18 protein-coding genes are annotated in these 22,729 nt (G+C 66.5%); 5 read left to right on the top strand and 13 right to left on the bottom strand.

What is annotated here, in order from left to right; all coding sequences use genetic code 11:
* Positions 1 to 55: 55 nt before the first annotated feature.
* The 13 genes from NZU74_14535 to NZU74_14475 all read right to left on the bottom strand — a co-directional run bounded on the left by NZU74_14535 (position 56) and on the right by NZU74_14475 (position 15,431).
* Positions 56 to 1,156: a peptidoglycan bridge formation glycyltransferase FemA/FemB family protein gene (locus tag NZU74_14535; GenBank protein ID MCS6882549.1), complete on the bottom strand. Its 1,101-nt coding sequence runs from the start codon at positions 1,154 to 1,156 to the stop codon at positions 56 to 58.
* Positions 1,157 to 1,345: 189 nt separating this feature from the next.
* Positions 1,346 to 2,152 (bottom strand): PIG-L family deacetylase, encoded by an 807-nt coding sequence (locus tag NZU74_14530; GenBank protein ID MCS6882548.1) that lies wholly within the window; start codon positions 2,150 to 2,152, stop codon positions 1,346 to 1,348.
* Positions 2,153 to 2,197: 45 nt separating this feature from the next.
* Complete coding sequence (locus NZU74_14525) at positions 2,198 to 3,103, bottom strand: HEAT repeat domain-containing protein (protein MCS6882547.1); 906 nt, start codon at positions 3,101 to 3,103, stop codon at positions 2,198 to 2,200.
* Positions 3,104 to 3,111: 8 nt separating this feature from the next.
* Positions 3,112 to 5,154, bottom strand: coding sequence for a hypothetical protein (locus NZU74_14520; protein ID MCS6882546.1), 2,043 nt, complete (start codon positions 5,152 to 5,154; stop codon positions 3,112 to 3,114).
* Complete coding sequence (locus tag NZU74_14515) at positions 5,151 to 5,300, bottom strand: hypothetical protein (GenBank protein ID MCS6882545.1); 150 nt, start codon at positions 5,298 to 5,300, stop codon at positions 5,151 to 5,153. The genes NZU74_14520 and NZU74_14515 overlap by 4 nt, the downstream gene beginning before the upstream one ends.
* Positions 5,301 to 5,707: 407 nt before the next feature.
* Positions 5,708 to 6,676, bottom strand: coding sequence for an ROK family protein (locus NZU74_14510; protein ID MCS6882544.1), 969 nt, complete (start codon positions 6,674 to 6,676; stop codon positions 5,708 to 5,710).
* Positions 6,677 to 6,768: 92 nt separating this feature from the next.
* A complete protein-coding gene (locus tag NZU74_14505; protein MCS6882543.1) occupies positions 6,769 to 8,886 on the bottom strand; it encodes a lamin tail domain-containing protein in 2,118 nt (705 codons plus the stop codon).
* A gap of 93 nt (positions 8,887 to 8,979) precedes the next feature.
* On the bottom strand, positions 8,980 to 9,993 hold the full coding sequence (locus tag NZU74_14500) for a glycosyltransferase (GenBank protein MCS6882542.1): 1,014 nt from the start codon (positions 9,991 to 9,993) through the stop codon (positions 8,980 to 8,982).
* A 158-nt stretch (positions 9,994 to 10,151) separates the two neighbouring features.
* The gene (locus NZU74_14495; protein MCS6882541.1) at positions 10,152 to 11,393 is read right to left on the bottom strand and encodes a glycosyltransferase; all 1,242 of its coding nucleotides are present in this window, start codon (positions 11,391 to 11,393) and stop codon (positions 10,152 to 10,154) included.
* A gap of 300 nt (positions 11,394 to 11,693) precedes the next feature.
* A complete protein-coding gene (locus NZU74_14490) occupies positions 11,694 to 12,641 on the bottom strand; it encodes a hypothetical protein (GenBank protein MCS6882540.1) in 948 nt (315 codons plus the stop codon).
* Between the two features lie 95 nt (positions 12,642 to 12,736).
* A complete protein-coding gene (locus NZU74_14485) occupies positions 12,737 to 13,357 on the bottom strand; it encodes a Uma2 family endonuclease (protein ID MCS6882539.1) in 621 nt (206 codons plus the stop codon).
* A 292-nt stretch (positions 13,358 to 13,649) separates the two neighbouring features.
* A complete protein-coding gene (locus NZU74_14480) occupies positions 13,650 to 14,432 on the bottom strand; it encodes a hypothetical protein (GenBank protein MCS6882538.1) in 783 nt (260 codons plus the stop codon).
* Between the two features lie 21 nt (positions 14,433 to 14,453).
* Positions 14,454 to 15,431, bottom strand: coding sequence for a polysaccharide biosynthesis C-terminal domain-containing protein (locus tag NZU74_14475; protein ID MCS6882537.1), 978 nt, complete (start codon positions 15,429 to 15,431; stop codon positions 14,454 to 14,456).
* Positions 15,432 to 15,771: 340 nt separating this feature from the next.
* Between NZU74_14475 and NZU74_14470 the strand changes: the two genes are divergently transcribed.
* The 5 genes from NZU74_14470 (at position 15,772) to NZU74_14450 (ending at position 22,691) form a co-directional block, all read left to right on the top strand.
* Positions 15,772 to 16,281, top strand: a complete 510-nt coding sequence (locus NZU74_14470; protein ID MCS6882536.1) for a hypothetical protein — start codon at positions 15,772 to 15,774, stop codon at positions 16,279 to 16,281.
* 626 nt (positions 16,282 to 16,907) lie between these two features.
* Positions 16,908 to 18,410 carry a polysaccharide biosynthesis tyrosine autokinase gene (locus NZU74_14465; GenBank protein ID MCS6882535.1) on the top strand — a complete coding sequence of 501 codons (1,503 nt, stop codon included), beginning with the start codon at positions 16,908 to 16,910 and terminating at the stop codon, positions 18,408 to 18,410.
* A 143-nt stretch (positions 18,411 to 18,553) separates the two neighbouring features.
* A complete protein-coding gene (locus NZU74_14460) occupies positions 18,554 to 20,086 on the top strand; it encodes a biotin/lipoyl-binding protein (GenBank protein ID MCS6882534.1) in 1,533 nt (510 codons plus the stop codon).
* A 191-nt stretch (positions 20,087 to 20,277) separates the two neighbouring features.
* Positions 20,278 to 21,591: a nucleotide sugar dehydrogenase gene (locus NZU74_14455; GenBank protein ID MCS6882533.1), complete on the top strand. Its 1,314-nt coding sequence runs from the start codon at positions 20,278 to 20,280 to the stop codon at positions 21,589 to 21,591.
* 71 nt (positions 21,592 to 21,662) lie between these two features.
* Positions 21,663 to 22,691 carry a GDP-mannose 4,6-dehydratase gene (locus NZU74_14450; protein MCS6882532.1) on the top strand — a complete coding sequence of 343 codons (1,029 nt, stop codon included), beginning with the start codon at positions 21,663 to 21,665 and terminating at the stop codon, positions 22,689 to 22,691.
* Positions 22,692 to 22,729 lie beyond the last annotated feature (38 nt).

Raw genomic sequence — 22,729 nt, 5'->3', positions numbered from 1 at the left:
ATGCCCTCGCTCCCAGGAGACGCATGAACATGTACATCCTCCGCAGACGCCGGAGCTACGCCCCTATACGCCTGAGCGCCAGGGGATAGAGCGGGGCCAGGAGCACCTGATCATAGGCCGGCAGGTAGCGTACAATTTTGCCGCCGAAACCCTTTTTGAAGCGGTAGACCCCGATCAGCGGGTCGCGCCGGGCGGCGTTTTCCAGGGCCGCGCGGCTCTCCGCGTCCGGGGCCGTCGCGGCGCGGCCCAGCGCGTCGGGAATGCCCCACAGGTCGTAGCAGGTGCAGCCCTGAGCGCGCGCCCAACGCATGGCGTGCCATGTCAGCAGATGGTTCGCGCCCGAGCGCAGGCCGACTTCATTGGCGCCGCTGTAGAGGTACCGACCCGCCCGGGCGTCGGCGAAGATCAGGTGCGCTGCCGCCGCTTGCCCTTCCACTTCGGCGATCAACAGACAACTGCGCGGCTGGAAGAGGCGCCAGGCCGCCCGATAGTAGGCCTCGCTGTGCACCCCGAACTGCGCCCGTTTACCGGTTCCCTGCATCAAGACGAAAAAAACGGGCAGGTCGGTCACATCACCCGAACGCACAACGACGCCATGGCGCTCGGCGCGCCGAATGTCGGCGCGATGCCCTTTGGAACAGGCTGTGAGCAGACGCTCCTCGGATGGCCGCAGATCAATGTGGATCGAACTGCGGGGCTGAATGGTCTGGACGGGTTGCAGTCCCTGCAACAGCAGCCAGGTATGCAGGGCGTCGGCGGCGGGATCGTCTTCGAGCAGGTTCGGTTCCAGGCGCAGCAGCACTGCCCGCGCCCGGCGCGCCACACGCTCCAGTCCGTCCAGCAGCAGCCGGTCAACAACCGGATCGCCGGAAAACAGCGGCCCGCGCGGGGTATAAGCTACGCTCAATCCATAGCGCGCGCGGATCAACAACAACGCCCCGGCAATGGGGTCCCCGTCGGCGCCGAGGACCGCGATGCGGCGCGCGCGCCAGCCAGAGCCGGTCTTCAGTTCCCCCCAGGCGCCGTGTTGCAGGAGACTGCCCTGGGGATGGGCGTCAACGAAGGCGTTCCACGTCGTCGGGTCAGGCTCGCCGAGCGCCAGGGGGGCGGTCCGTTCACTCCGGACGAGCATACTGTCTATGGTGGGCTGAGACATGGATTATACCCGGTCACGTGATCCTCACCTCTGCGGACGGGTCATGCGGAGGCGTAGAGGTGTGGAGATGTGGAGGTGTGGAGGTGTGGAGGTGTGACAACGTGTTGCCTCTCCACCTCCACACCTCCATACCTCCGCACCTCCACAGCCCGATATGGCAGTTGCCCGTTCAGGCGACGGGAGGTGCGCTTACCGGAACATCCAGATGCGCTCGCCGTAGGCGCCGGCGTCGGGGGAGACCCGCGCCGCGTAATCGCGCACAGCCTGGGCCATGGCGGCGGCGCCGCCAAAGAGCATGTCGAGCTGGCTGGTGTACGCTTCAATCGCCCCGATCTTGCGGGTCAGGGTGCTGTCAATGCCGGTGACGAGGGGCAGGAAGCGGTCAGGGCCCCCCAGTTCATTAAGGCGTTGGACGAGGGCGTGTTCGTTGCGCACGTAGGGGAAATCTTCATAGAAAGCCACGCTGGCGCCGCTGCGGCTGAGGAGCTGGGCAGCCCCACAGGCGGCCACATGATCAACGTGGCGCCCCACACCAAGCGGCGCGTAGATCACCGCGTCGGGGAAGCGGTCAGCCAGGGCCTCCAGGCGCGTCTGCAATTCGCCGGCCAGCGGGTCGCCCTCTGCTGGCGGGCCGAAGAGACTGTCATCATCGGTGTACGCTTCAGGCATCCGGTAGATCGCGTCGAGCAGGTCGAGTCGCAACCCATCGGCGCGCAAGATCTCCAGGGCCTCGGCATCCTCGCGCAGCCGGCGCGCCATAGCCTCATCGGCGGACAGGTTCCAGCGGCGGTGCATCAAGCTGGCAAAGGGGCTGAGGGGCGTTCCGGCGGGCGGGGCGCCGGTACAGATGTTAACCACCAGAACAGGAGTGCCCGCGCTGGTATGCTGGGCGATCGCGCCGCCGCAGGAGAGGGCGGCGTCGTCCAGGTGCGGAGAGAGGTAAATGTACCGGTACGGAGCGCTCAGTTGATCCAGCCGGGAGTAATAAGAAGGCATAGACGCTTCCGTAGAAACGGCGGTGCAGCGAATGACAGGCGCGGCTCACCATTCATCGAGGGCGAGTTCGGCGAGCGCTTCGTCGGCGGCCTGGCGGCGCGACAGGTCCCTGGAGCGAGCCAGGCGTTCGAGCACTCGCCGGGCGCTGGAACCGCCCACCTGACCGAGCGCCCAGATTGCCGCCAGGGAGATCTCCAGGTCGTCATCGTCAACCAGGGGCAGCAGGGCGGGCAGCAGAGGGCGCCCCTCTTCGGCCAGTTCGCCGACGGCGCGGGCGGCCTCATAGCGCAGGGCCGGGGAGGGGCTTTTCAACTCCCGTTCGATGTAGGGGAACCAGGTGGGGCGCATCGAGCGGCCCATGGCCAGCAGAGCGCTCTCGCGCATAGCCAGGTCGCTGTGGGCATAGGCCCGGCCGATCTCCGTCTGGGCCTCTTTGGACGAAGCGAAGTAGCCGAGGGCCTCCACAGCGCGCCGGCGCACCTCGAGGGGTTGTTCGGGATCGGTGGCGACGCGCAGCAGCACCGCCAGCAAGCGCGCGCCATCCGCCGCCGATAGGGCGCCGACCTGGCTGAGGTAGGCGAAGCGCGCGAGGGCCAGCGTAGCCGCCGCGCGCGCCACCCCGGCCTCGTCTTCGAGCATGGCGATCAGCCGGTTCATCGTCGCCAGGCTCTCATCCTCCCATAACCCGTTGATGGCTGCGGCCCGCACCTCGCCGTCGGGGTCGCTCAGACAGGCCCGAAAGACCGCGCGGAAATCCAGATCCACATTGTCTTCCGCCAGTTCATCAAGCTCACGGATAATCGCCAGGCGGCGTTCGACAGGGAACCCGCGCCATGCCGCCCAGAATGCCTTCAACAGCTCCGGACCGAGGTCCGAAAGGATCTTGAGCTCGGCATGGGCAAGGGGGCGTTCCAGGTCGCCCAGGCGGGCCAGTTGTTCCTCAAAGGTCATACGCGACCTCACTCGTCCTCATCGTACCGGCTGCTATAGCGCTGGCGCAGCGATGGGCGCTCCTCGGGCGCTTCGTCTTCTTCCTCTTCGACCTCTTCGGCGCTGGCGCGTGGAGCAGGCGTGTAGTAGTAGAGACCAGGGGTCGACTCATCGGCGCTGAAGTCTTCGCTGCGTTCCAGCAGGGCCTTCAGGTAGGCGCGCGACGCCGGGCGCAGCACGTTAAAGGCGACGTAGAGATCATCGAGGGTAACGGCGTAGCGCGGCTCTGCCGGCGTGCCCATCTGTTCCCCAATGGTTTCGCTCACATGTTCGAGCATAAGTTCCGCCTTGCGGCGCTCGCCCATGGGGAACGCCTTGAGGCGGTTCAACCGCCCGTAGCGGCTCTGAGCGGGTAGTTGATCTTCATCCACCACGCAGTAGAACGAAACATTGGCAAAGGCCAGGCGGTTCTTCTTCTCGTCAAAGGTGAGCAGGCGCTCAGTCTGCTCGGGACCCTCCTCGTAGGTGATGTGGAAGAGATTTGGTTCGCCGGTGCGACTGATGGTGATCAGGGCGCCGGGCACCAGATGCTCATGGAAGAACTCCTCCAACCCCTGAAGCCAGCCGCCGCGGTTGCCGGCGGAGAAGCGCACCTCAACCAGGTAGCTGGTGAAGTGCTGGGGCGACTCGAAGCGCAGGACGGCGCTCCGCTGTTCCGGCAGCAGCGGGGGCGGCAGCAGCGCGGCAAGGCCGGCGTCGAGCGGCAGAACGCCATATTCCCATTCGAAGAAGGTCAGCAGTCGGGTAACGCTGCCGCTCTGCCTGATGGCCTCGATGCTCTGTAGTTCCAGGCTATCGTCGTAGCCCTCAACCAGGTACGCAGTGATCTGCCCCATCTCGGCGGCCTTGACACGCTTGCCACTGGTGACCGCCAACCCCCTGGTAGCCCAGAGATAGGCCCCCTCGACGCCAACAAACTCAAAGTCCTTCTCGCGGTGCAGCCGGTAGTTGAGCGAGAAACGGAATCCCTCGTAGTCCGCCTGCCGCGGGTTATGGTAGTAGAGATCGGCGATGATCTCGGTGTCAAGCAGCGGCTCGTTGCGTTCCAGAATATAGTCGCGGATCTTCCGCAGATCGTTCTTGCCGAAACTCGCCAGATTGGCCTCGGGGTAATACTTCCGTCCAAAGCTGACGATGCGCTGCAGCGGGTCGTGCTCCAGGCGTTCAGCCAGGACCCGCGCGAGCGCCTCGCCGTGCTCAGCCATAATCTCGTCCACTGGCCGGCGCAGGTCAATGGCTGTGCCATCGCTGAGGGTGAATACGGTGCTGCGGGGCGGTTGCGCCGGTCGCGGGGCGGGCATTTCCAGCACGGCAGGCGCGGGTTGGGGAGCCGCTTCCTCGACGGGGGCCGGGGCGGGCATTTCCAGCACGGCAGGCGCGGGTTGGGGAGCCGCTTCCTCAACGGGGGCCGGGGCGGGGATCTCCACCACGGCGGGAGCAGGTTCAGGCGCTACTTCCTCAACAGGGGCCGGGGCCTCTGCAACCACCGCTGGCGCTTCCTCAACGCTCGGTTCGGCCGCAGGCGCCGGCGCTGCGGTCGCCGCAACCGCCTCCGCCTCACTCTCGACCGGGGCGGCTGCCAGTTGCATCTGCCAGTAATCTGAAATATATACCGGCTCGACGGTCGTGATCGCCGGGCGCGAAGTGGAGACAACGACGCTGATATCATCAATCGGAAGCGGATTCTCCGGGTCGTGCAGGCGTTGCTTGAAACTGTGGGTGTCGGTTTCATCCCGCGGCACGTAGGCGCCCTTGCGAGTGGTTACAAAGCGCACTTCGCCGTTCACCACCTCACGGGTGAAACGGCTGTCTGCGCTCAGGGCCGCATCAATCGCCGCTTCAAGTTCCGCCCTATCCCGTCCGTCACGACGTGCCAGGAACGCGGCCAGATTGGCAAGCGTCTGACGGATGGGCGTATCAAAGGCGAACATGGCGCCCTGCGCGACCATCAAGCGATAGATTTCCTCGGCCAGGGCCTGCTGGTCGGTGGGTAACGTGGGCGCAGCGGTCATTCGTTCTCCTCCCTCACCGCCTTGCTAAGGATCTCAAGATATTGTCTGAGCAGATCTGTAATGTCCTGAGGTTGTCCCGTCGAACGTAACCACTGTAACAGGCGGTCAATGGCGGTCTCGCCAAAGACGATCACTTTTGCGTCCATAGCTTCCTGATGACTACGCGACCGCCTCTCAACGGAAGGGCTGCAGGCCGAAGCCCTGCGGCGCCCGTCCTACGGACGGCGGTCTCGTGACGGCATTCCTGCGCCATGCAACAACAAGCAGAGAGGTCTATCCTCCCTGCCAGGTGCGCCCGGAGAAAACTCTTAACATTATAGCATTGCGTTGCCGAAGGCGCAAACCTTCTCACCTGCTCAACCAGCGCTGATGCAACGTCCGCCCCCAGCGGGAGGTAAAGCGGCTACAACGCCCGGCCAGATCGGTTTTCGTTAATTCTGAGGGGCTGCCAGAACTATGTAGAGGCAAGCGCCAAAGACGTTGCATCACACCTGCTTTACCTGGAAGGGCGCGAGGAGAAGCGTAGCCTGCCCCCGCGCGTCTGGGCGCGCAGTCAATCTGACAGGCTGTCGAGCGCCAGGGCTACAGCGCCGACGGTCACGCTTTCAGGTCCGAGGATCGAGGCCACCACCGGCAGGGGGCGCGCGAACTGGGGAGCGATAAAATCGTTGAGACGCGCTCCGATGGCCTGCACGAAGGAGTCGCCGCCGATGCGCACCACAATGCCGCCCAGCACGATCATCTCCGGGTCGATCAGGGCGACAATCTGCGCGCAGCGCACGGCCAGCAGGTCAATCGTTTCGCGCACCACGCGCTGCGCCGCGGGGTGCGGGCCGAAGATCTGCTCCAGGTCGCTGGTTTCCAGGCCGTAGCGGCTGGCGCAGCGCAGCAACCCCGCGATTGAGACGCGCTCCTCGAGCGTCTCAGGACGGCCGGTGCCGTCCCAGCCCTGGCCTACCACAGCATGGCCGATTTCTCCCGCGGTGGAGGTGGCGCCATGGTAGAGGCGCCCGTTGAGCACCAGACCGCCGCCGACGCCGCTGCTCAGGTGCATGTAGAAGATATGCTGGTGGCCCCGGGCCACGCCGAAGGTCGCCTCGCCGAGGGCAATCAGGTTGGCGTCGTTGTCAATCAACGTTACCGTGTCAAAGGCCTGCTCGAAACGCTCCTGGAGGGGATAGTTCTCCCAGCCTGGCATGCGCGGCGACAGCCGAACAGTGCCGTAGCGCATATCTACCGGCCCGCAAAAACCCACACCGACCCGCACAAGCCGCTCGGCGGTCACGTCGCTCTTCCGGAGCAACGTCTGGCCCAGGCTGATGGCCTGATCAACCACCCGGTCGGGCGGCTCGTTCGGCAGTTCGGCATGGACGGAGGCGAAGGTTCGATGCTGGAGATCCACCAGCGCAGCGCGCAGGCCGTAACTGCCCACGTCGAAGCCCAGCACATAGCCCTGATTGGTGAGCATGCCCCAGCGATTCTGTTCCAGGCGTTCCCGGATCAGGCTGTGTAAATCAGCCATGTTCGAACTCCTTTCCTGCTCACCGGGCCGTGAGGTGTGGATCAGTGGCAACCTGGCGACGGCTGCTCCTTAACCATAGTCTTATCCTGGAATTATACCATACTGTCTCGATCCGTCCGGGCGGGTGTTGGTTTATGTTCGGCAACGAGCAGCGTACAGGCGACAATAATGAGCGCCAGTCCGCCAAGGGCCAGGCCGGCGTGCGCTCGTCGCGGCGCCGGCGACGCTTCGGCTGCCGGCGTTGCGACGGGCGTGGCGGGGGTAGGCGCTGTCGGGGTGGGCGGCAGGTGGTAGCGTGTGCCGATCAGGCCCGCGTAGGTCGGCGCCGCCCGCGGAGCCGGCGCGCCCATCTCGCCCGGCGTGGCGATCGCCTGGGATCGGCCAGACTCAGCGTGCCCGGTCTCCACGGTCGCTACGCTGCCAGGCTGGCGCCGTTCCGGGCTGGCTGCGCCTGAAGCGGAGGGGGTGCTCCGCGTTGCGGCGGTTCGTTCTTCTGCCGTGCGCTCGCCGCCCGTCGCCGGGTTGGGCGCGCCGGGCGAGGGATACGGTTCCAGCCGCCATGCGCCAGTATGCGGGTCGCGTCCATGACTGCGGTCCGGCGGTGTGGGTCCGAAAGCATAGGCGTCAACCGCCTCGCCTGCAGGGCCGAGCAGGCGCACTGTGTCTCCGCTATTGTTGAGGATCGCGCGCTCAAGCTCCACCAGCAAATAGGCGCCGGGGGCGACCAGGTGGGTTCCCAGGGTCTGCGCCCCGCCATCGCTGGCGTCATCCAGGCGCCAGCCGGTCGTGTCCACGCTTTCCTGCCCCGGATTGAACAGTTCGATCCACTCGCGCGTAAACGCCTCTCTGGGCGCCGGCAGCACCTCATTGATCAGCAGCGTGCCCGGTCGCACGGAGCCGGCATTCCCATTGGACGCGACCGGTGCGCGTGCGGGGGAGGGCGTGCGTGTCGGTGAAGGGGTGCGCGTGGGCGAAGGGGTGCGCGTGGGCGAGGGTTCCGCGGTGGGCGAAGGGGTGCGCGTGGGCGAAGGGGTGCGCGTGGGCGAGGGTTCCGCGGTGGGCGAAGGGGTGCGCGTGGGCGAGGGTTCCGCGGTGGGCGCGGGCGTGAGCGTAGCAGTTGGGACCGGCGGCAGGTTCGGCGCGCCCGGTGATGGCGGGTACTCCACACTCCAGATGGCGGCGCCATCGCCCGCGCGCGCATAGACTGCCTCACCTTCGAGCGCGGGGTAGATGATCGGACCGTCCACTGCCATACCTGTCGAACTGCGCAAGATAAGGCTGGCGCCGCCGTTGGGGAGCGTGCCTCGCGTCAGGGTGATCACCGCATACTCGCCAGGTCCGAGGGTCAGCGAAGGCAAGCCGCGACTCACCGGCTGGCCGCTGGAGAGACGTTCGAGTTGCCAGCCGGTGAGTTGTACGGCTTCGGTTCCGGGGTTGTACAGTTCGATCCACTCGGGATCGGCGCTGGGAGCGATTTCGTTGATCAGCACAATGCCCGGCGCGATGACGGGAGTTTCCGTGGCGCTCGGTGTGGGCGTGCGTGTCGGCGAGGGGGTGCGCGTCAGCGTCGGCGTCGCAGACGGGGCCGGGGTGGCCGTCGGCTCTGCGCTCGCCGTTGCCGTGGGCAGGGCAGTCGGGCTGGCATCTACGGGCCCGTCGGTGGGAATGGCTGGTGCGTCATAGGGCGTGGCAGTGGGCGTGAGCGTGCCGTTCTCACCGGTCGGGGCAGTGGGGGGATCGGCTGGTGGTGCATTCCGGCTGCCGCGAGTCGGCGGACCCCAGACCCATACCGGCCCGCCGTCAGGCTGGCGCGCCAGACTGAGATCGACGCTGGCGCTCCCGTAGGTGTGCGCGTCAACGGTGCGCCCCTCGGGGGTGATCAACTGTATCGTATCGCCAGTGTTGTTGAGAAAGCTGGCGTTCCACTCGATCACGAAGAGACCGCCGGGGGGGATCACCGTCCCCGCAGGGATCAGGGCCTGGCCGCTGTTTCCCGGCAGATCATCATCAATGCGCCAGCCGCCCACGTCGGCGGGCAGGTTTCCCAGATTGATCAGTTCGGCCCATTCGCGACCGCTGCCGGGCGCGGGCATAAACTCATTGATCAGCACAGGCGTCGTGCCGGATCGGGCCGGCGTGTGGGCGAACAGGGCCGAGGCGACCAGGAGCGCGGCGATGATCCACGCCCGCGCAAGATGCGAGCCAGCCATGCGTACCTCCCCCGGGGAATGGTTGGAGCAGAGCGATCGTTCTGCCCTTGTACCGTTGGACCCTGCCGGAGGTGACGCTTGCAGCGCCCATGCTCATCTCAGGCTCAGACGCCCCCAGAGGGCCGTGGCGCGCATGGCCAGGCGCAGACCCAGGGCGCGATCGAGCAGCACCAGGGGCAGTTTGAGCAGCCGCGGGCGCGGGCCGGCCAGGGTCCAGGCATAGGTGGCGTAGCGGGTCGCGCTGGCGAGGCGTGCGCTCCCGGCTTCCAGATTAGCCATGGCGGCGTAGATATCGGCGAGCACAGCGGGCCGGGAAACGCGCAGCGCAGGCGGCACGTTGGCGAAGTACTCTTCGGCGATCGCCAGCCACTCGTCGTAGAAGCCGCGTCCCTGAGCCACGGTCTTCGACTCAGGATGGAGACGATAGGTGGCCGTCAGATGACTGGTCCGGCGAAAGGGGGCGTAGCGGATGGCGCGGGCCCAGTAGTCGCTGTCCATACTGAAACGCCGTTCGAGGCGCAACGGTCCCACGCGCGCCACCAGGTCGCGCCGAAGAAAGACGGTGGGTTGCACGGGGATCTCGAGCCGCAGCACGGCTTCGGGCGAGAAGGGCCGCCCGGCAAGGCGCGCGAGGGGCCGCCCGGCGGCGTCGGTGTAGCAGGCGTCGCCGTAGACCGCTCCGGCCCGCGGATCGGCGAGCAGGGCGGCTACCTGCGCGGCGATGGCGCCGGGGAAGTAGGTGTCGTCGGCGTTGATCCAGGCCAGCACTTCTCCCCGCGACCTGGCCCAGCCTTTATTAATCGCGTCGGACTGGCCATGGTCCGGCTCGCTGAGCCAGTGGAGCCGGGAGTCGCCGGCGAAGGCGCGCAGGATAGCCAGGGTCTCGTCCTGGCTCCCGCCGTCAATGACCCAGTACTCGAGGTTGGGGTAATCCTGTTCAAGGACGCTGCGCAGAGTGGCTTCAAGGAAGCGTCCCTGGTTGAGCGAAGGGGTGACGATGCTCACCAGCGGTCGCGCCGGATCGCGCATCCGGGGCGGCGGAAGCGGCTGCAGAGGGGCGTAGGCCGCCCAGGCGGGCGCCGTGAGGGCCAGGGGGAGAAGTTCCATCTTGATGCCGTTTCGGATTTTGGATTTTGGATTTTGGATTGCAGTATATGGCGTCCTGATAAGACATTTGACATTGTGGATCGGCTATGGCGCATCAGGTGAGCCGGGGTGTGGGGAAACCCGGTTTCTCCCTACCGTTTCAACGGGCCAGGTTCGCCTCAAGCATTGCCAATCTCCCGATACAGCGCCAGATGGCGCTCAACCATCAATTCTAAGCCATATTCGCGCTCGGCCACGGCGCGGCAAGGCTCGCGGAGATCGGCGCCAGCGGCAATGGCGTTTAGAGCCTCGGCGACAACCGCGGCCAGACCGGCGGCATCGGGCCTGGCGGCCAGCCAGCCCGTCTGGCCCGGTCGCACCAGGTCGGGCAGGCCGCCCACGGGCAGGGCGGCCACAGGCGTGCCGCAGGCCAGAGCTTCCTGAACGGTCAGGGGAGCGTTGTCCTGAGGCGCGGCGTGGATGAGCAGGTCAGCGGCGCTGTAGATGGTTGCCTGGCGATCTGCGGCGGCCACGAAGCCCAGGGAGACGACGCGCACCCCCGGCGCGCGCAGGGGCGGGCGGCCGGCGCCCATGGCCAGAAGGGTCAGACCGGGGGGCAGGGTGGGGCCCAGGGCGGGCAGCAGCCCGGCGCCCTTGCGGGGATCGCTCAGGTCAGGCATTGCCAGCAAAGCCACGGGGCCGTTGATGGGCAGACCCAGGGCGCGCCGGGCCGCGGCACGGGGCAGGGGCCGCCACTGGTCCAGCGGCAGGCCATTCGGGATATGCTCGACCCGGCGCCCCGCCCAGAGGCCCTGCCGGGCCGTGGCGGCCATCCAGCGCGAGGGGGTTACCGCGGCCAGGCGTGGCGTGGCGGCCACCAGCGCCCGACGTTCCTCCCAGGCCGGTCCTACCAGGTGGAGCGGCAGGGCGGGATAGACGCGGGGGGTAGGGCAGGCGGCGTTGCACCCGCTCATGAAACGCTCACAGGCATAGCTGTATACGCAGCGGCCCGTCAACGGCCACATGTCGTGGAGCGTCCAGACCACCGGGGCGTGCCGGGCGGCCACGGCCAGGAAGCGCGGCGACCATCCCGCTCCAATGCCGCCGTGGAGATTGTGCAGATGCACCACATCGGGTCGCAGGCGCCGCAGGGCCCGTTCCAGGGCCTCCTCAGCAGCGGGGCGCGCCAGGCGGTCGAGGAGAGCCTGCGCTGCCAGCGGCGCAACCCGACGCGCCGCCCGCCGCAAGGAGAACAACGGCGCGCCGAGGCGCTCCGTGTGCCACGGGTGGGGTTGGCGGTCGGGAAAGACCACCAGCCGCGTCACCCGCGCCCCGGCGGCCGCCAGGCCCATAGCCAGCCGGCTCGCCGCCACCGCCGCCCCGCCGCGCGTTTCCCAGTCTGAGAGCATAACGATGTGCATTGGTGTTCCAGGGCGCTGACTGTATTGATCCGCTGAGGACGCTGAGTGGTCTGTAAAGTAAGGCGCCTTGCATTTCCGCCCGCCTCCCGGTCTCCCCCCGCAGGTGGAGGAGCCGGACGCCCTCCCCCAGCGGGGGAGGGTTGGGGAGGGGGTGGGTTTAGCGAAAAACTTAGTTCACACACTACTGAGTGGTCTGTAAAGCAGGTTGCCTTGCATTTCCGCCCGCCTTCTGGCCCCCCTCCTGTTCGCCCCCTCCCTCTCCACCGCAGGTGGAGAGGGGGGGCAGGGGGAGGGTGAGGATCATACCCTTTTCCAACCCAGCCGCTCGCGGGCCAGGCGCCGCAGACGTCGCAGGCGCCAGGCGAGTTTGGCCCGCAGGTCCGGGTCGAACAACAGGCGCTGGGTGCGGGCATCCGAGCGTTCATCGGGCGCCAGCGCAGGCGGGTGGCGCAGGGGGAACGCCAGTTCGCCGGCCGGCAGATTGGCGGTGGGGCTATCGGGATTGGAGGTGTGGGTCGAGTCCGGGCCAAAGCCGATATTCTCGACCAGATTGACTGCCGGGAGCGCTGTCAGGCCACGGTGGCGCCAGCAACTGTACGTCCAGCGGTAGGCCCACGAATCGACCTGTCGGGCATAGACGGCGTCAAAGATGCCCCGCCAGCGGCGCGCAGCGCGCCGGTTGCGGAAGAGGTCCAGGAGCCAGCCGGTCTCGCGCAGGTGCGGCCAGTCGGCCATGGCCCCATCGTAGAGACGCCAGGCGCGCCGCCAGGTGGCCCAGCCAGAGCAATGGGGGAAGCGGGAGAAGGCGTAGCTGGCGTCAATGCTCATAGGGGTGAAGCGGTTGCCGGAGATGGCCATCACCCGCGGTTCGCCGGCGTAGTGTTCTAGCAATTCGGCGCAGAAGCGAAAGAAACTGTCGCCGGGCACGCAATCGTCCTCCAGAATGACAGCCCGATCCACGCTGGCGAAGACGGCGTCGAGGGCCGTCTCGAAACGCGCGGGCAGGCCCAGGTTCTGCGCTGCGTAATCGCGGGTCACTTCGCAGGGCCAGTCAATGTGTTCTACGACGGCGCGGGCGGCGGCGCAGGCGGCGGCCTCTCCGGGGCGGTCAGGGCGCGGGCCATCGGCGATCAGGAAGAGACGCCGAGGGCGGGCGCGGGCAATAGCAGCGAAGACGCGCGCCGTCAGAGCCGGCCGGCGGAAGAGGATCAGGACCACGGGAACATCGAGCGCTGTAGCGGGGGGCATGGCGGGAGCTGCGTTATGCGTTCGGCAAGTTCTTCGATGGGAGAGGCGCGGAAAACCTGGTTTCCCCGTGCCTCGTATAAGGCCTCGCGGGATGCCTATTCCGCGTCAAACACCTCGTCCACGCTCACCGCAAAACCTTCGAGCAGCCTGGATGCGGCCCGGTCTCCGCGACGAAAAATGCCATGCTCCGTGTATGCCTCACCCTCGAGTACGAGTACCGTGATGGTCTGGTCAAGCGGGTTGACAATCCAGTACTCAGGGATGCCAGCGCAGGCATAGTCCGCTCGCTTGACCCTGGTGTCACGCTCCGGGTCGTCCTCGCTAACGATTTCGACGACCAGATCAGCGCCAAGCCAGAAGCGATGCTGGCGCCGCGGGTCGCGCGCATCGCGAACCAGCAGAATATCAGGCTCGTAATACATCCCTTCGCGCACGCGCATCCGCAAAGGCGCAAACCGAACCTTGCCGCCGAGTTGCTCAATGAAGGTTTTGAGGGCGAGAAACAGCCATTCAATAATGGCCTGATGCTTATCGGTCGGCATTGGCAGGATATCGATGTAGCCGTCGGCGTACTCCAGCAGACGATTGGTCTGGTTGCTCAGCAACAGGTACTGTTCTTCGGTCCAATGTCCCTGGAGGGGATCGAGGCTCAGCACAAATTCATCGCCCTCTTCCCAGCGCATCCGAAGTCTGGCCTGACGCGCATCAACTGCCATGGCCCCTGACCTTCCCTATGTGACTGCTTTTTTTCTGCAGTATAGTCCGAGCACCGGTGGTTTCGCAATGCCGGCGCCGTTGCGCCTGCACATTTCAGGAATAACTTGCCCCTTCGCTCACCTGGAGGATCAGATGTTCCTCCTATCAGGCGATATGGCGTGTTACCCCGACACGAGGGCGGGGTTCGCAGAGGAGGGCGCGATGATCCGGCGCCGGGCCACATCTGGAAGAATCCGAACCCTGGGCCCAATAACGACACGTTGCACAACGGGCGCGTGTTCACCCTTACTTTCAACCGGGATGGGGAGAGCTTGCCCTCTCTGTGACCCTCCCTGCTGCAGCTTCAGGTGGGAGGTTGGTCACAGCGTCGCCCCGGACGTAGAACGTTGCTGCGCTAAAGATGGACGCGCCGGGCGTGGCCCCGGCATAAACGGTGGCGCTCCAGCCGTTGAACAGCGAGCCGAGGCGCGTCGTATAGTAAGCGCGATCGCTGTTATCGAGGATCAACGTACCGCCCGGGCGCACGCGCGGCGCGGCATGGGCAAGACACGACGGGCGCGCGCGTCCGTCAACCAGCACCAGGTCAAAGCTGCCCTCGGGAAACGCGTCAATCTGAGCCGCGTAGCGGGCGAAGCTCCACCCGGCGAAGGCGGGATCGCATGAGCGGTACGCTGCCGGGTCGGCGCAATCGGCGGAGTCGGCGGGGGCCGGTTCAGGCGGAACCAGCCGGTAGTCGAGCGGCGCGTCAGGCGGGATCGCCGCGCGCACCTGCTCATACCAGGCCGGGTCGTGCTCGATGGATACCACCGTGGCCCCCCGTCGCAGCCAGTAGAGCGTCGAGCCGCCGCTGCCATACTCGAATACTTGCCGCCCTCGAAGCTCCAGTCGCGCGAGGGCGTCGAGCGCGTCGAAGTTCAGCCAGGGCAGCCCGGCGCGCAGCAAGTAGCCGGGGCGTAACGAGATGAGCCAGCGGCCCAGGTATCGCCGCTGCCCCGGAAGGGCCAGCAGCCGGAAGGCGAAACGCAGGCGCGCCAGGCTGTCGCGTAATCCCAATTTCTGTTGAACAAAGTACATGCGTAGTACCGCCCGGTCTCTCTACAGGAATCCAGAATCTACAAGCCGAAATAGTATAACGTACCCATCACAAAAATCTCGCCAAAGCAGCGCGCGGGCCATAGTCACCCTGGTGGGGCGCAGGGCCGGGAACCGAAAGCACGAGCCGTGGACGGCCAGCCAGCAGGAGATCAGCGAGGCAATGGCCGCGCCTGGCCCGCCCAGGGGCGGGATGAGCCACCAGTTCAGCCCCAGGTTGGCCACGCAGCCCAGGGCCACGGCAGCCAGGTGCAGCCCGGTGGAGTTGTCAGCGGTGAGGAAGCTGCTGCGCGCCACTCCCGACGACCCGAACAAGCCGGCCCAGGTAAGCGCAACCAGCGACGGCGCTGCGTCAGCGTAGGCGGCGGCGAGTAGTAAGACGGTCAGCGGCCCGGCCAGCAGGGTCATCAGCAGGGCGAAGGCGATCAGCGGCGCGCCGGCCAGGATCAGGCCCGCCCGCAGCACCGCAGCCAGGTAGGCCAGCGCGTGGGCCAGGGCTGGGTCGCGGGCCGCCAGTCGCGCACGGAACCACAGGTCAATCATGGTAGAAGCCTGCAACACCCCGGTCACTCCGATAATCGCCGTCAGCGCCACCACGGCGGGATCATCGGGCCGCACACCGGCGGCCAGGGCGACGATCGCCAGGCTGGCCCCCAGGCCGCCCGCCAGGCGCAGCAGCGCGGTGCTGCCGAGCAGCCGTCCCGCGCCCGCCGGGTCGCGCACCGGTTCGCGCGCCAGGATGCCATCCCGCCCTGGGGTGGTCAGCGAGATGACGATGATGCTCAGGGCGATGGCGAAGTTATAGACCCCGAAGTCCGCCGGGCCGTAGTAGCGCGCCAGCCAGATCCCGACAAAGGTCCCCCCCGCAAGGCGAACCAGCCGTTCGGCGCGCATCCAGCCGGCGCTGCTCCCCGCTCGTCGCAGGCCGGCGTGCTGCCATGCGGAGCGGAGACGGGCGAGAGTTGTGGCGAGGAGGGTCATGGGGGTGAAGCTAGTTCAGGGGCGCGTTTCATGATTACATTTTTGAAATAAAGGGCAAAGCCCTCCGGGGCTTTTTCTTTCTCGACCGTTTATGTGGAGCGGTGGGGAAACCTGGTTTCCCTTTTTCTCTACCGAGCGAGGCTGGCAAGTCCTTTCTTGATCTGTAATTGATGATCTCTTGGTTAATAATGCGCATTTAAAAATGATCCTTACATGGCCGTTCAATAAATGACGTTTCATCCTCTGCGAAGGCCCCATGATTCCAGATGATATAAATGGGTTGTGCAGCGACCTTGCCACTCACGCGGCCGGATCCAGGAACGAGAAGACAGGGGGGCCTATGCAAGCACAGTGGTACGTCCTGCGCAGCAAGTCGCATAAAGAAGAAGCCCTTTACCATCACGCCACGTCCCAGGGCTGTACGATCTTCTACCCGCGCATTCCGGTACAGCGCGTCAACCCGCGAGCGAAGCCGATGGCGGCCTACTTTCCCGGCTACATGTTCGTGCGCACCAACCTGGCAGAGATGGGCGTCTCGACCTTCGAGTATATGCCCTATGCCCTTGGCCTGGTGGCCTTCGATGGCGAGCCTGCGGCCGTGGACGATGCAATCATCGCCGCGATCAAGGAGCGTGTCAAGGCGCTTGTGGCCGTCGGGGGCGAGACTTTCCTGGGCCTGAACCCCGGTGACCCGGTGGTGATCACCTCTGGTCCCCTCAAGGGTGTAGAGGCGATTTTCGACGCCCGCCTTAACGGCGGCGACCGTGTGCGTGTCCTGCTCGCCCTCCTTAGCAACCGCGCCGTCCCTGCGGAGCTCAGCGCGGCGCAGATCCGCAGGCGCGAGGTGTGAGGGGGCTGTAGCGCGATTTCGGATTGTGGATTTTGGATTTGCGATTGCCGGATATACCGTCGCGATTTCGGATTGTGGATTTTGAATTTGCGATTGCCGGATATGGCGTCTGAATGAGATCCGAGGATGATGCGCCGCACTCTATTCAACAGAAATTGGCATTAGTGAAGTTTCCCGCTGCGCTCGGCGCCCCCTCCCTCTCCGCCTGAGGTGGAGAGGGAGGGGGCAGGGGGGGAGGGTGAGGAGTGGCGCGCTACTGTGAGAGGACATAAATGCTTCACTACACTCAGTGTGTTAAAAACCAGGCAGTCCTGTTTACAGAGTTGAAGCCTGAAATAATGACCAGGTCTTCTGATCAGGTTCTGTAAAAACAAAACTGTTCGAAAACTTTCTCGCAAGCCAGGGCGCAGGAAAACCTGATTTCCCTGCTCTTCTCACTGACCATTCGGCGGAAGCGTTCCTGAAGGGCACGGCCCTCTCAGGGTCTTCCGATGGGATCGTTCGCTTATCGAGGGCGCCGCTTGAGGCGACGAATGTCGCAGTGGCGGAGCGTGCCTAGTGACGGGCGAGGCGAGGCGACGAATGTCGCAACGGCGGAGCGTGCCCGGTAAGCTAACGGGAGTAGCATGGCCCAGTACATTCAGATCGCAAAGCGCTGGTGGTGGCTCGTCGTGATTATGGGCGCGCTCGGCGCCGCCACCGGCTATGTAATCGCCCAGCGCCAGCCGCGCGTGTACGAGGCGCGGACGACGCTGCTCGTCGCAGCGGGAGCGCCAAGCCCCGAGGTCGCCGAGCGTCTCATCCCCGATAGTCGCAGCTCACTGGTAAAGACCTACCGCGAGTTGCTGCTCAAGCGCCCCGTGCTCGAGCAGGTGATCGCCGAGCTTGGGCTGGAAACCATTCCCGAGGAACTGGCCGAGCGGATGGCGATCAAAGACGTGCGCGACACGCAGATCATCGTTTTAAGCGCGCGCGACAGCGACCCCCAGCGGGCCGCGGCAATCGCCAACGCGACAGTGGCGGCTTTCAATCGGCAGGCCGGAACGCTGCTGGCTAACCCCTACGCGACCGGACGCGGCGGGCTGAACGTCGTCGAGCCGGCCTCCCCGCCGATTAGAGCGATCAGCTCAGGGCCGCTGCGCATGATCGCTATCGTGACCCTGGTCGCTCTGCTGCTCGCTGGCGCGCTTGTTTTTGCGATTGAGTTCTTCGATACGCGGGTGCGCTCCGAAATTGACATCGCCCAGCTCACGGGGCTGCCGACCATCATCGCGATGGGCTTCCTGGAGGGTCGCAAACCGCACCAGCGCCTGGTGACCCGCACCCGGCCCGCCTCGCACAGCGCCGAAGTCTACCGTATGCTGCGCCTGGTCCTGGAGAGCGACCCCGCCGCGCGCCCGATCCGCACCCTGATCGTCACCAGCCCTGACGCGGGTGAGGGTAAGAGCCTGACGGCGGCGAACCTGGCGATTGCCCTGGCGCAGACCGGGCTGCGGGTGATCCTGGTTGATGCCAATCTGCGCCGTCCTATGATCCACCAGTTGTTCGAGCAGCAGAATGACCGTGGGTTGACCACGGTGATGCGCCCCGACGGCGTCGGCGATCCCTACTTGCAGACGGTGGAGAGTGGCGTGGAGAACCTGCGGCTGCTGCTGAGCGGGCCGAAGCCCCAGCTCGGGCTGCTCAGCGCCGCGCGACTGTTGACCCCCGGCCGGTTGCTGACGCTGACCAGGGCCCTCCAACCGCACGCCGACGTCCTGGTGTTCGACAGCCCGCCCGTACTCGAGGTGATTGAGACGGCCCTGCTGGCCCGCTCGTGTGACGGTTCGCTGCTCGTGGTTGAGGCCGGCCGCACCCAGGCCGACAAGCTGCTGCGGGCGCGCCAGGCCCTGGCCCGCACGAAGGTTGACCTCCTTGGCGTCGTCCTCAACCAGGCCGAGCGCCCGGCGGTGGGGATGCTTGGCGCCCCCGAGCCCCAGCAGACGTTGCTGCGGGCCCCCGCGGCGCCCGGATACGGTCCGGCGCTGCCATATTCGCCGCTTGATGGGGCGAAGCCGCTCCCTGTTCTGGGAGAGGCCGGGCCACCAGCGAGGCTCGGCCCGCCAGGGGCGCCCGAACGCTGGCGTTAGTGCGATTGTCGATTGCAGATTTTGGATTGTGGATTGAGCCTGGCGCATCCGGGCGAGGTCTGCATCGTGCCGAAGCTCGAACGTTGATCGAGCGATCCCCAGTTCGTCGTGTCTGATGCGTGTGAGTTGATGTGGAGCGCCAGATGCGCCGCCTTGTTCGACCCGTTCTGGTGATTGTCGCCGTCGCCCTGATCGCCCTGGCGGCCTATCTCCTTGGCGGCCAGGCCGCGATCGGGACGCCGCCCGTCACCGTGGGGCCGGCGCCCACGGCGACCGCCGTGCCCGTTTCTTCGCGCCCCCCCTCAGTCGCGCAGGCCGCCGCGCCAAACCAACTGGTGGTTGAGGGGCTGGTGGCCCCGGTGCAGAGTGTGCAGTTGAGTGCGCCCCTCGCGGGCATTCCGGTCGTGGAGGTGCTGGTGCGCGAGGGCGACACGGTGAATGTTGGCGACCCCCTGCTGCGCCTGGACTCCCGCGACCTCGATCTGGAGGTGGCAGAGGCGCGAGCCGCCCTGAGCCGTGTCCAGGCCGAGTACGACCGTCTGGCCGCCGGCTCCAGCCCGGCCCAGATCGCCGAGGCCGAGGCCCAGGTGGCCGAGGCGCGCGCCCGTCAGGCCCAGATCGCCGGTCAGGTGACCCCCGCCGACATCGAGGCCGCCCGCGCCGCCGTCGAGCAGGCCAGGGCGCGGCTGCGACAGTTGGAGGCCGGCCCCCGTGACGCCGAGGTACGCAAGGCGCGGGCCGAGGTTGAGCGGGCGCGAGCGAACCTGGAGCAGCAACGGGCCACGCTCTCGGCGCGCAAGGAGGAAGCGCGTCGCCTGATGGAAGAGCGCGCCAACGACCTGCGAAATGCTCAGGTAACCTACAGCGCGGCGTATGCCGAGCGCCAACGCAACAGCGGCGACGATGCGCAGGGTCAGGCAGCCGCCGAGGCCCTGGCGCGGGCCGAGCTGGTCATGGCCAATGCCGAGTCGGCCCTTGAGCGGGCCAAAGTCGAGTATGAAGCCCGGCGCCAGGACGAAATCGCCGGCCTGGCCGCCGCCGAGGCGTCCGTGGCCGCGGCTCAGGCCAACCTCGACCTGCTCCTGGCAGGACCCCAGTCGGCCGAACTGGCCAGCGCCCGCGCGGCCCTCGTCGAGGCTGAAGCGCGCCTGGCGCGCCTGACTGGCGGCGAGCGAGCGGGTGCGCTCGCCGCGGCGGGCGCCGGGGTGGCGCAGGCCCAGGCCCGTCTGCAGGATTTGCTGACCGCGCCCAGCACTCTGGCCCTGGCCCGGGCGGCGGTGGTGGAGAGCCAGGTTCGGCTGCAACAGGCCGAATTGCGCCTGGCCCAGGCCACCCTTAGCGCGCCCATCGCCGGCACGGTCGTGGCGGTAAAGGTGGTGCCCGGTGAAACGCCCGGCGGCCGTGACCCCGTGATTGTGCTGGCCGACCTTTCCGCCTGGCGCGTGGAGGTCCGCGCTCTTACCGACCTCGAAATTGTGCGCGTGCGTGAGGGTGACCAGGTTTCGATCACCTCCTTTGCCCTCCCCGACCTCGCGTTGACGGGCCGTGTCGAGCGCATCCAGTTCCTCAGCCGCAGCGAGCAGGGCCAGACCCACTACACCGCAGTGATCGCTCCTGACACCTGGGACGATCGCCTGCGCTGGGGAATGACCGTGCAGGTCACCTTCGGGGCCTGAGCAAGCGGTGCACCGTCCCTTCCAGCAGGGGCAGGCATAGGGGCCGCCAGGTTCCCCGTCCCCTCCTGGCAGGGATTTGAACGACCCCGGGTTCCCCATACCTCCTCCAACCGCTCCTGTACGGGGAGGTTCGGAGGGGCGTAGCCCCTCCGAGATCTTCAACTCCGAATCAGAGAAAGAGAGCAAGACTAATGATTGATTATCGCCAACAGTTGCTCACAAAGATCGCCGATCGGGAGGCGCGGATCGCCGTGATTGGCATGGGCTACGTCGGCCTGCCGCTGGCCGTGGTTTTCGCCGAGGCCGGCTTCCGGGTGGTAGGCGTTGACGTTGACCGGCGCAAGGTTGAGGCGCTCAACGCCGGCCATTCGTATATCGAGGACATTCCCAGCGAGCGGCTGCGCCCGCTGGCTTCCGAAGGGCTGCTGGTCGCCACTACCGACTTCGCCGCGCTGCGCGAGTGCGACGCGGTGAGCATCTGCGTGCCCACGCCCCTGAACAAGACCGGCGACCCCGACATCTCCTACATCGCCGATGCCGCCGAGTCGATCGCCACCCGCCTGCGCCCCGGCATACTCATCGTGCTCGAAAGCACCACCTACCCGGGCACCACCACCGAGGTGCTGCTGCCGCGCCTCAGCCAGAACGATCCGGGGCTCAAGGTCGGCGAGAGCTTCTTCCTCTGCTTCTCGCCCGAGCGGGTTGACCCGGGGCGCAAGGACTGGACCACGGCCAACACCCCCAAGGTGATGGGCGGCGTAACCCCGGCCTGCCTGGAAGTCGGGCAGGCGCTCTACGGCGCGGCGATCGCCGCCATCGTCCCGGTTTCGTCGCCCGAGGCGGCCGAGATGGTCAAGCTACTGGAAAACACCTTCCGCGCGGTCAACATCGGCCTGGTCAACGAAGTGCTGCTGATGTGCGACAAGCTAGGCCTGGACGCCTGGGAAGTCATCGAGGCCGCGGCGACCAAGCCCTTCGGCTTCATGAAGTTCACGCCGGGGCCGGGACTGGGCGGGCACTGCATCCCGATCGACCCGCTTTACCTCTCATGGAAGCTGCGCACCCTCAACTACACCGCGCGCTTCATCGAACTGGCCAGCGAGATCAACACCGCCATGCCGCGCTACTGGGTGCAGAAGGTGCAGGACGCCCTGAACGACGCCGGGAAGGCGGTGAAGGGCAGCCGGGTGCTGGTGCTGGGGGTGGCCTACAAGAAAGACGTCAGCGACATCCGCGAGTCCCCGGCGCTGGACATCATCCACCTCCTGGCCGAAAAGGGCGCGCAGGTGAGCTACCACGACCCCTATGTGCCGAGCTTCAGCTACGACGGCGTGTCGCTGAGCGCGGTGAAGGACCTGGAGACCGCGCTGCAGTACGCCGACTGCGTGGTCGTGGCCACCGACCACTCGTCCTACGACTGGGCCGTGGTGCGAGAAACGGCGCGTCTGGTGGTGGATACGCGGCGCGCGCTCGGCCCCGTCCTGGCGAAGCGCGAGGTGGCGTAGACCTTCGCGCCTCCCCCAAACGACCGCGCGGCGAAACATGCCCGACGACCCGGCCAGGCAAGGAGAAAAACGTGGAAGCTATTAATCACCCGATCGGGCCGACTTTCCTTATTACGGGCGGCGCCGGCTTCATCGGCTCGCACCTGGCGGACGCGCTGATCGGCCGGGGTTACAGGGTGCTGGTTATTGACAACCTTTCGACCGGAAGCATTGATAACATCGCCCACCTGCTGAACAACCCGCTGTTTCATTTCGCCCGGGCCAGCATCACCGACGAGACCGTACTGGACCGGCTGGCCTCGCAGGCTCAGGTCGTGGTGCACCTGGCGGCGGCCGTAGGGGTGCAACTGATCGTCGATCACCCTGTACATACGATCGAAACAAACATCATGGGCACCGAGGTAGTGCTCAAGGCCGCGCTGCGCTACCGCTGCCGGACGCTGATCGCCAGCACCTCGGAGGTCTACGGCAAGGGCCTCAAGATCCCCTTCAGCGAAGACGACGACGTGCTGCTGGGGCCGACGGGGCGCAGCCGCTGGGCCTACGCGGCGAGCAAGATGGTGGATGAGTTTCTGGCCCTGGCCTACCAGCGCGAATTCGGCCTGGAGGTGGTGCCCTTCCGGCTGTTCAACACCGTGGGCCCGCGGCAGACCGGGCAGTACGGCATGGTCGTCCCGCGGTTCGTGCGCCAGGCGCTGCGGGGCGAGCCGATCACCGTGTTCGGCGACGGCACGCAGCGCCGCTGCTTCTGCGACGTGCGTGACGCAGTGGAGGCGATCATCGGGCTGGCGTTGCACCCCGAGGCGCCGGGGCGCCTCTACAATATCGGCAATCCCGAAGAGGTGAGCATCCGGGAGCTTGCCGAGCGCGTGCGGCGCCTGACCGGCAGCGCCTCGCCGATCGTCAGCGTGCCCTACAGCGAGGCCTACGGCCCCGGCTTCGAGGATATGCAGCGCCGCGTGCCCGACACCCGCCGCGTCCAGGCCCTGCTCGGCTGGCGGGCCACCCGTTCGCTCGATGAGATTCTGGTCTCGGTGGTGGAGTATGAGCGCAGCCGCGCCTGGTCAGCGGCCGATGCACCTCGTGTATGGGCGGTATAGCAATCTCTGAGCTCTTTCTAGAGATAAAACACGGTGAT

Source organism: Chloroflexaceae bacterium (genome assembly GCA_025057155.1).
GTDB lineage: Bacteria > Chloroflexota > Chloroflexia > Chloroflexales > Chloroflexaceae > JACAEO01.
The sequence above is the reverse complement of the archived record's forward strand: the minus strand, read 5'-3'. Positions and strand labels throughout refer to the sequence as shown.

What these genes read in the sequence shown, in the direction of transcription:
- NZU74_14535 (MCS6882549.1), bottom strand. Translation starts at nt 1,156, where the DNA reads ATGTCTCAGCCCACCATAGACAGTATGCTCGTCCGGAGTGAACGGACC.
- NZU74_14460 (MCS6882534.1), top strand. Translation starts at nt 18,554, where the DNA reads ATGCGCCGCCTTGTTCGACCCGTTCTGGTGATTGTCGCCGTCGCCCTG.
- NZU74_14485 (MCS6882539.1), bottom strand. Translation starts at nt 13,357, where the DNA reads ATGGCAGTTGATGCGCGTCAGGCCAGACTTCGGATGCGCTGGGAAGAG.
- NZU74_14465 (MCS6882535.1), top strand. Translation starts at nt 16,908, where the DNA reads ATGGCCCAGTACATTCAGATCGCAAAGCGCTGGTGGTGGCTCGTCGTG.
- NZU74_14490 (MCS6882540.1), bottom strand. Translation starts at nt 12,641, where the DNA reads ATGCCCCCCGCTACAGCGCTCGATGTTCCCGTGGTCCTGATCCTCTTC.
- NZU74_14520 (MCS6882546.1), bottom strand. Translation starts at nt 5,154, where the DNA reads ATGACCGCTGCGCCCACGTTACCCACCGACCAGCAGGCCCTGGCCGAG.
- NZU74_14495 (MCS6882541.1), bottom strand. Translation starts at nt 11,393, where the DNA reads ATGCACATCGTTATGCTCTCAGACTGGGAAACGCGCGGCGGGGCGGCG.
- NZU74_14470 (MCS6882536.1), top strand. Translation starts at nt 15,772, where the DNA reads ATGCAAGCACAGTGGTACGTCCTGCGCAGCAAGTCGCATAAAGAAGAA.
- NZU74_14500 (MCS6882542.1), bottom strand. Translation starts at nt 9,993, where the DNA reads ATGGAACTTCTCCCCCTGGCCCTCACGGCGCCCGCCTGGGCGGCCTAC.
- NZU74_14515 (MCS6882545.1), bottom strand. Translation starts at nt 5,300, where the DNA reads ATGGACGCAAAAGTGATCGTCTTTGGCGAGACCGCCATTGACCGCCTG.
- NZU74_14475 (MCS6882537.1), bottom strand. Translation starts at nt 15,431, where the DNA reads ATGACCCTCCTCGCCACAACTCTCGCCCGTCTCCGCTCCGCATGGCAG.
- NZU74_14505 (MCS6882543.1), bottom strand. Translation starts at nt 8,886, where the DNA reads ATGGCTGGCTCGCATCTTGCGCGGGCGTGGATCATCGCCGCGCTCCTG.
- NZU74_14525 (MCS6882547.1), bottom strand. Translation starts at nt 3,103, where the DNA reads ATGACCTTTGAGGAACAACTGGCCCGCCTGGGCGACCTGGAACGCCCC.
- NZU74_14455 (MCS6882533.1), top strand. Translation starts at nt 20,278, where the DNA reads ATGATTGATTATCGCCAACAGTTGCTCACAAAGATCGCCGATCGGGAG.
- NZU74_14530 (MCS6882548.1), bottom strand. Translation starts at nt 2,152, where the DNA reads ATGCCTTCTTATTACTCCCGGCTGGATCAACTGAGCGCTCCGTACCGG.
- NZU74_14510 (MCS6882544.1), bottom strand. Translation starts at nt 6,676, where the DNA reads ATGGCTGATTTACACAGCCTGATCCGGGAACGCCTGGAACAGAATCGC.
- NZU74_14480 (MCS6882538.1), bottom strand. Translation starts at nt 14,432, where the DNA reads ATGTACTTTGTTCAACAGAAATTGGGATTACGCGACAGCCTGGCGCGC.